Below are 8,487 nucleotides of genomic sequence, written 5' to 3'. Positions count from 1 at the left end.
GACACTCGCCGATCTGACCACCTCCTCCAGCCGGACGGTCAGTTTCCCAAGCACCGGATCGACCTGGTTCGTCCGCGGGCGGACCCCCTTTTGAGGAACCGCGGCGGGTGGTGTCTTCCTTGCGCCGGCGGCGCTCTGGTGGGCACGCACCGCCGTGGAGTCCACGGACACGTCCCAGTCGATCCGGCCGGCGGCGTCCTCGGCGGCCTGCACCTTCGACAGCAGCATCTGCCAGGTTCCGTCCGCCGACCAGCGACGATGACGCTTGTAGACCGTCTCCCACGGCCCGAACCGATCCGGAAGATCCCGCCACTGAACCCCAGTACGGACCCGGTACAACACCCCGTTGATCACCCGGCGGTGATCGCTCCACCGGCCCCCACGTGCACCACCGCGAGGTAAGAACGACTCCAGCCGTTCCCACTCCTCGTTCGTCAGGTCTCCACGTCCCATGCAGCCAGCCTGCCCCCAACACCCCACTCACGAAGGGAGATCCGAGAAACAGCGCCTAGTGCGGCAAGTCGCGGACCGGAGCGTGTGTGCCGCTCGACCGTGTGGGCCGGGGCCCGCGGGGTGGCGGAACTCGCGCGCGGTCCACCACTTCGGCACCGAGGTGCTGTCACCCGGCGGGTATCTCGCACCGGACGCTGCCGGGGACCGGGAAGCCGGGTTCGGGCTGCCATGAGTTCTCCGGAAGGGGGGCGTGGGTGGTCAGTCGTCGCTGTCGGCGTCCTCGGCAGCCCAATCCAGCCGCGGCCAGCCGGGGGCCGGACGGGCGCGCCGTACCAGGCGTACACCTGTTTCCTGACGGCCTGGGGCTTCATGTCGGCCTTGCAGACCGCCCCAGATGGGACTGGCGTCGTGCGTTGGTTACCGCGCTGTTCTCGAGCGCTGCCAGCACCCGCGAATGGCGAAGGCAGCAGGCGCTCCGCCGGCACCATCCTGCTGCCGCCTCGGCAACCCGTCTGATCGCCCGCTTCCAGCGCGCCCGCCACGAACTCACGTGGTTGCGTTCTCAGATGCTCCGCCGGGGTGCGGGCGGCGCGGGACTTGGACGCCTGGTCATTGTAGGACCGCACGGGAACCAGCCTTGCAACCCAGACCGGACGCGTACCGGGTTTCGAGCAGGATGGCCGCCTTGCCTTTCCCACCGTACGGCGGGCGGCTTACCGCGAACTCTGCAGACTACGTCTTGCCGACGTCCACGCCGACGACGCCTGCGTTGAAGCCGCCGGCACTGGCTGGTCCCTCCAGGACGCGGTGGAAGGAGAGTGCTTGAAGTGGCGGCAAGCCGGGCGTCGGGGTCGGAAGCCGCCGAGGGGAACTGTCGGTACGCCCCGCCTCAACGCGCCATGTCGTGCGCATCAGGCGGGGCGAGGGGTGTGCGGTGCCTACCGCATGGTGCTGGGAGCGGCGGGGGCGTCCCAGTCGATGCGGTAGCGGTGGGTTGGGCCGAAGTTCTTCTCCGGATTCATGGCGACCTTCATGAACACCCTCATCAGCAGCGGCATCAGCGCGCTCATCACCGGTCCGGGGGCCTTGACCTGGTTGACCCTCCTGGCCTGCGCGGCGATCTTCTCCACCCGCGGGCGGCGCCGGCCCTCGTAGGCGGTGAAAGCCGACTGAGCGTCGGGCAGGTCGCGCAGGCAGTGCGCGAGCTCGACGGCGCTTTCGATGGCCAGCGAGGCGCCCTGCCCGGAGCTGTTGGAGGGAGCATGGACGGCGTCCCCGACCAGCGCCATGCGGCCCCGATGCCAGTGCGGCACCCGCGGCATGATGTAGACGGAGCCCGTCACGTGCAGTTGGTCGGGGTTGATGCGGCGGACGAAGTCGCCGCCCGGGTCGTCCTCGCCGTAGGTGTCGTGCAGCACGCGCAGCCACTGTTCGACCGGCACGGCGCGTGCCTCGGTCAACCGCATGGGGCTCTCGTGGGGCAGATTCATGCCCCAGCGCGTTTGGCCGTCGGCGGTCTTCCAGTACAGGTAGTAGGCGCGCTTGCCGAACGTGAAGTGCATGACTCCGGGATCGGCTGGGACCGGCTGGTCCACGACCGTCTCGAAGCCGAGGATGCCGGTGTAGTCGGGTCCGGGCGCTTGCGGGTCGATCAGGGCGCGGACGGTGGAGTGGACACCGTCCGCGCCGATGAGGATGTCTGCGGTTGCGGTGGTGGCGTCGGCGAAGTGTGCCGTGACCCCGCTGTCGTCTTCCCGTGCGGAGACCAGGCGCTTGCCGCGCTCGATACGGATGCCCTGCGACAGGGCGATCTCGTGCAGGATGCGGTGCAGGTCGTTGCGGTGGATCTGCTGCTGCGGCGGCATCCCGGCCAGCTGCGGCATCGGGTAGGTCTTGCCGCGAAACGAGGTCACCGTGCCCGTCATGGGCTGGCTGACGGCCTCCACGGCCTCGCGCGCGCCGATCAGTTCCAGCGCGGCCAGGCCGTTGGGGGCGAGGGTGAGGGTGCCGCCGACACCCTCGCTCGTGTGCGCGTACGCCTCGTAGACCGTTGCCTCGATGCCCGCCTTGCGTAGGGCCCGCGCCATCACAGGGCCGGCGACCCCGCCGCCGACGATCAGCGCGCTTCGTGCCTTTGCCATGTCGTTCTCCATCGATGGGAATCTGTGCCGCACCGCGCACGCCGCAGTGCCGGCACCGTGGTCCGCACCCCTGGGAGGGCGCGGGGAAATGTCCCGCGAGGAGATCCGGCTATCGTTGCATTGCCATCTCGTGGCCGGATTCGCCTGGCGGGTTGCGGTTTCGGGATCGAAGGGCCTGGCGGCGGTGCTGCAACACCCCGCCAGGCCCGTTTGACTACTCGGTGCTCCCCCGTTCCGCGATTTCGGCCGTTTCCGAGGAGATCTGGCCCGTCGCGTGCCACTGACGCCACTCGTCCAGGCCGGGAAAGGTGCTGGAGGTGATCTCGTCCAGGAGCGCGCGCACCCAGGCCGCCTCCGCCTCGCGCATCGCGAGTTCGTATTCGTCCTCCACCAGGAACAGCCGCGGCAGCAACTGTCCGTGCTCCGCCAGCGTCTCGCGTCGCTGCGCGCTCTCCTGCTCCAGCTTCTGGAGCCGCTCGCCGAGCAGGGCCGCGGCCTCTTTGGGACCGAGCACGGCAAACACCGACAGTCCGGCCTTGAACCTCAGCGGCTCCTGCTCCGGGGTGGAGACGAGCTCACGGACCCAGTCCACCAGCTCGGCCCGGCCGGCATCGGTGATCCGGTAGACCACCCGCTCGGGGCGGGCGCCCTCCCGGGTGGTGTCCGCCACCTCGATGAAGCCGTGCTTGGCGAGGTTGCGCACCACTGTGTACAGGGAGCCCCACTTGATCACCATGTCGGAGTCCTTGCCGCGTTCCCGCAGCATCGAGGCCACCTCGTACGGGTGCATCGGCCTCTGTACCAAAGTGGAGAGCACCGCCAGCGCGAGCAGATTGCCCACCTTGCGACGTTTGCCCATTGCCTCCCACCTCGCAGACGATTACTTGCACACGAGCATAAAGGGTATGGGGCTTCTCGCAAAGCACCAGCTCCGAGGTTCGTCACGCGATGATCGCCGGCGCTGGGCGCACGGCCTCGATGCCCATGTGGATTCCAGAGGATCGCGCCGACCAGTGCGGCGAAGATGACCTCGGGACGGCTTGGCGGCGAGCGGCCGAAGCGCCGGAGGATACTGCGGGGGCGGTGAAGGATCGGAAGAGCGCGCTGGCCGCGTTGGACGTTAAGGAGCCGGTCTCCTTGCTCGGACTGCGCGAGACGCAGTGGCTCGACGCAAAGGGCGGCCCGTACCACCTGGCGGACCCCAAGGGACCCAGCAGCCCTCTGTCTCGGGCTCAGCCCAGTCCGCAGCGTTCGAGTGCAGCACGAACCTGATTGAGCCCCTCCACTCTCCAGTGCTCCCGATCGGGCATTTGGTCGTCTCGGCGCCAGCGCCACGCCGAGAACATGGCCCAGTTCAGGGCGCGGCACCGGTGAAGTAGGCCATGGTCGGCCCCCGCATAGTGTTCTGCCACCTCGTCGGGGGCATGGGCCAAGTCGAACTCGATCGGCCCACGGCAGCACGTGGCGAGGTCTACGAAAAGCGGCCCCCGCCTCGTGTTGAGGAGGTTGCCCGGATGCGGCTCGCCGTGCAACAGCTGGTCGCTGCCTCTCTCGGCGCTGATCGCGGCGCTCAGTCCACTGAGTGTATTGCCTAGAAGTTCCCGGTCAGAATCGGGCAGTTCGGGGGACTGCTCCCGGTCGTTCACCTCTCTCAGTGCCCCGGCGACTCGATCCGTGAAATGCGGTGCATCGAGATCGATCTGGCGCAGGGCTGCATGGTGCTGTAGCAGCACGTCTGCGTAATCGGCCGGCGCGATCATTGATTCCGCAGGCTCGTAGTAGGTCCAGAGCGAGATGGCGAAGGCGTCACGCACATAGACTCGGGGGTCGACCCGAGGCTCAAGCTCGGCCACCGGAGCGTCAACATCGACGAGACGGCGGGCAACCTCTACTTCGAACTCGGAATCAGTCAGATGCCCCAGAGGCGCGACCCGAGCCAGAACATCGCAAGGGACCAGGCGCAGCGCGACGCGATCCGAGTTGTGGATGACGACCACATCGTTGATCTGAAGGCCCAGCTCCGAAGCGGTCGCCAGTCCTGCCTCAACTGCGCGGCGCAGTTCCAATGGCTCCATACCGTCCTCCCCCATCGTCGAGTACGCACGCACGTTTAGGCAGATCAGCGATGCCCCGATGTCTTCGCGCACATCATTCGGCGCCAGACCCTAGCGGCATTGCCTTGTCGTACTCGCTGGGGTCCACGGCCATGGGCCAAACCGATCAGCGCCCACAGATCGAGTCAAGGCCGGCGCCGAGCCATCAGCTTGGGAAGCTGACGCATTTCGGGCGTAGTTGGGGCGTTGTCCTGGGCGAACCGTGGGTCTGCCGCCCCGTTGGGCTGGGTCGGACTCCCCAGAGTTCCCCGCCCTATCTGGTGCGCTTGCGGTGCACGGGCGTGGTGCCGCGAACACCCTGGCCACGACCCACCCGGCGGATGAGCTCAATGCGGGGTGGCGGCAGAACCAGCTCGCCCCTGTCAGGGGCAGTCCAGGGTTGTCATCAGGGTGATCACTGATGGGCAACGCCGTCTGTGCTGGGCACAGTTGACGTAGTCACCCGAGTCCCATCAGCACGGCCGGAGGAACCTCGATGCGCATACGCCTCGCCGCCACCACCCTTTTCCTGACCTCTGCTCTCACTGCCGGTGCGGCTCTGCCTGCAGCCGCCGCCCCTGCCGCTTCCAGCGCCCCGACATCCGCGAACCCCACCGTCCAGGAGATCCTCGACCACCTGCCCGACGACGTCGTCGCAGGCGCGCTGGTCAGGCGGGACGGCGTGGGCGCCAGTGCCGGCCCGGTCACCGCTGACGCATACGTCAGGATCGGCAGCGTCACCAAAGCCTTCACTAACACGGTGGTGCTCCAACTCATCGCCGAGCACCGGATCGACCTCGACGCACCGGCACGGCGGTACGTCCCCCAGGTGCTGCCCGAGGCGTACGACGGTGTCACCGTGCACCAGCTCCTCGACCACACGAGCGGCCTGCCCAAGCCCGCCCCGACACCCGGGCCGGCCGACGGACCCGGATGGCAGTTCAAATCTGTGACGCCCGAAGACTTCCTGCGCGAGTCGTTCGCCGCAGCCACCGGCACGCCCCCCAAACCGGGTTCTGTGCAGCAGTACAACGGGCTCAACTCCTTCGTCCTCGGTCTGATCGTGGAGAAGGTCACCGGCCACTCCTTCACCACCGAACTGGAGCACAGGATCATCCGGTCGCTGCACCTGCGCCACACCAGCCTGCCCGCCGCCGACGACCCCACGATCCCCTCGCCCCACGCGGAGGTGTACGTCGACGGGCAGGACGTGACCGAGCAGAGCCCGTACCCGTGGGCCGAGGGGGGCATGATCTCCACCGCCGCCGACCTCGACCGCTTCACGACCGCGCTGTTCCGGGGCCGCCTGCTCCCACCCGCCCAGCAGAAACTGGTATTCGAGGTGCCGGTCGCGAAGAACGGCACCGACAACACGAACTGCTCCGGCACGACGGCCTGTTACAGCATCGGCGGACTCATGCGCTATCAGCTCCCGGACGGCGAGCAGGCTTGGGGCAAAACCGGTTCCCGCCCCGGCTGGGACAACGGCTTCTTCGCCACCCGCGACCTTCGACACCGCCTGGTGTACTCCCTGAACCCGACAGGGGCCGGCAATGACCTCCCGTATATCAAGGCCCTCGTCAACGCCGCGCTCACCCACTGACAGCCGGACCGTCCACCCGGTCGGTCCATTACGAGCGACGGCATCGAGGGCCAAGCAACTCCGCGAAGCTTTCTAGTGTCCTGCGCCGCAAGTTCGTAGGTAGTTCGCACTGAGCCTCAGGCGATCAACCCGCCTGGTTGTCGACCGGAACCCAAACGCCGGGACGAGACAGATCTACCAACGGATTACTGGCGCAGAACACTAGTACTGCAACGGTGTTTGCCGTGACTGGTGGCCAGCTTGGTCGTTGGTCTGGGTATGGGTGGGGACCTTGCTGATGTCAGGTTGTGGGCGAGTGAACTCGAGGCGGTGCATGAGCGGTTCGTGCACCGGTTCAGCCGGGAAGAGCCGCGTCAGTCGGCGCTGGCCTACATGCGGGGGTTGGTTGCTCCGCTGGAGCGGAAGAACGGCTGGACGCTGGCGGAGGAGGCCGGGCATGCCGGTCCCGATCGTATCCACCGGCTGCTCAACCGGATCGAGTGGGACGCCGACGAGGTTCTGGACGACGTGCGTGGCTACGTCGTCGAGAACCTCGGTGACCGTGATGCCGTCCTGATCGTCGATGACACCGGCTTCCTGAAAAAGGGTGTCCGTTCGGCCGGGGTCCAGCGGCAGTACTCCGGCACCGCGGGACGCACGGAGAACTCCCAGATCGGGGTCTTTCTCGCCTATGCAACTGGCCGCGGACGCACGCTGATCGACCGACGGCTGTATCTGCCCACGTCCTGGACGGATGACCGCGAGCGATGCCGACGGGCAGGCATCGACGACAGTGTCGCCTTCGAGACGAAGGTGGCGATGGCCAAATCGATGGTCCGCCGGGCCATCGCCGAGAAGATCCCGTTCGGCTGGGTGACAGCGGACGCCGCCTACGGCTTCAGCAAGGGCTGGCGGTTCGAGCTGGAGCAGGCGGACGTCTTCCACGTCATGGCCACCACCCGGCACGACACCGTCGTCACCCGCTGGTCCATCGACCACCCCGTCCACGACCTGTTCCCCGGTCTGCCCCGGCAAAAGTGGAAACGCCGTTCCTGCGGCGAGGGAGCCCACGGCCGGCGGATCTATGACTGGGCACGCGTCGAGGTCCGGCCCTGGCACCGCGAAGACCGCCGACACTGGGTTCTCGCCCGCCGCAGCGTGAGCAGGCCCGAGGAGATCTCTACTACATCGCCTACTGTCCCGCCAGCACCACGCTGGACGAGCTGATCCACATCGCGGGCAGTCGATGGGCGGTGGAGGAGTGCTTTCAGACGGCGAAGCAGGAGTGCGGCCTGGACGACTACCAGGTCCGCCGTTATCCCGGCTGGCACCGCCACATGACCCTGGCCATGGCCGCCCACGCCTGCCTGACCGTCCTGCGGGCCCGCCAGCTGGACACGGAGAAAGCAGAAACGGATCCTCCCAGCTCATCCACCTCAGCCTCGCCGAGATCCGACGACTGATCACCCGCCTCACCAACCGCCGCCCCACCCCGGTCGACCACATCCTGCACTGGTCGACATGGCGCCGCCGACGCCAACACCAGGCCCGCATCAGCCACTACAAACGACGCGGACACAGCCCCTGAAAGCTGCCCAGCACTCAGAACAAACACCGTTGCAGTACTAGGCGCTGTTTCTCGGATCATGTGCGGAGCCAGATGATGAGTGCGGCGAGGGTGACGGTGCCGAGGTAGGTGTAGGCCCGTTTTTCGTAGCGTGTGGCGACGGCGCGGAAGCCTTTCAGGCGGTTGATGGCACGTTCGACGGTGTTGCGTTTCTTGTAGTGTTCGCGGTCGAACCCGGTGGGCCGACCGCCGCGGGAACCGCGGTCATGGCGGTGTCTGCGCTGATCGAGCCGTTCGGGGATGGTGTGCGATATCCCGCGTCGTCGCAGGTAGCGGCGATTTTCGCGGGACGTGTAGGCCTTGTCGGCCAGGACGTGGTCGGGTCGGGTGCGAGGCCGGCCGACGCCGATGCGGGGCACCGACACCTGCTCCAGCACGGGCCGGAGTTGGGGGCCGTCTCCGTAGTGTCCGGGTGTCAGGAGGAGGGCGAGTGGCCGGCATCGTCCGTCGGCTGCGAGGTGGATCTTGGTGGTGAAGCCGCCGCGGGAGCGTCCCGGACACTCGCCGATCTGACCACCTCCTCCAGCCGGACGGTCAGTTTCCCAAGCACCGGATCGACCTGGTTCGTCCGCGGGCGGACCCCCTTTTGAG

General features: G+C 67.5%; 5 protein-coding genes and 2 pseudogenes. 2 read left to right on the top strand and 5 right to left on the bottom strand.

Going from position 1 to position 8,487, the window contains the following annotated elements; all coding sequences use genetic code 11:
• From ACWEN3_RS34935 to ACWEN3_RS34920, 4 genes are all read right to left on the bottom strand, one after another.
• Positions 1 to 453, bottom strand: a 453-nt coding sequence (locus ACWEN3_RS34935) for an IS5 family transposase (RefSeq protein WP_452979263.1), incomplete at its 3' end; no start/stop codon positions are given.
• 938 nt (positions 454 to 1,391) lie between these two features.
• Complete coding sequence (locus ACWEN3_RS34930; RefSeq protein WP_452979260.1) at positions 1,392 to 2,594, bottom strand: FAD-dependent oxidoreductase; 1,203 nt, start codon at positions 2,592 to 2,594, stop codon at positions 1,392 to 1,394.
• A gap of 214 nt (positions 2,595 to 2,808) precedes the next feature.
• Positions 2,809 to 3,453 carry a PadR family transcriptional regulator gene (locus tag ACWEN3_RS34925; protein WP_452979257.1) on the bottom strand — a complete coding sequence of 215 codons (645 nt, stop codon included), beginning with the start codon at positions 3,451 to 3,453 and terminating at the stop codon, positions 2,809 to 2,811.
• 373 nt (positions 3,454 to 3,826) lie between these two features.
• A complete protein-coding gene (locus ACWEN3_RS34920) occupies positions 3,827 to 4,669 on the bottom strand; it encodes a phosphotransferase family protein (protein WP_452979266.1) in 843 nt (280 codons plus the stop codon).
• Positions 4,670 to 5,183: 514 nt separating this feature from the next.
• Between ACWEN3_RS34920 and ACWEN3_RS34915 the strand changes: the two genes are divergently transcribed.
• Positions 5,184 to 6,290, top strand: coding sequence for a serine hydrolase domain-containing protein (locus ACWEN3_RS34915; protein WP_452979254.1), 1,107 nt, complete (start codon positions 5,184 to 5,186; stop codon positions 6,288 to 6,290).
• Positions 6,291 to 6,548: 258 nt separating this feature from the next.
• Positions 6,549 to 7,732: pseudogene (locus ACWEN3_RS34910) on the top strand (IS701 family transposase).
• A 181-nt stretch (positions 7,733 to 7,913) separates the two neighbouring features.
• Here ACWEN3_RS34910 and ACWEN3_RS34905 read toward each other — a convergent pair.
• Positions 7,914 to 8,390, bottom strand: a pseudogene (locus ACWEN3_RS34905) (IS5 family transposase); the annotation flags it as partial.
• Positions 8,391 to 8,487: the final 97 nt, after the last annotated feature.

The organism is Streptomyces sp. NPDC004561 (assembly GCF_053602155.1).
Note: the sequence above shows the minus strand (reverse complement) of the source record. Positions and strands in the feature narration are given on the sequence as shown.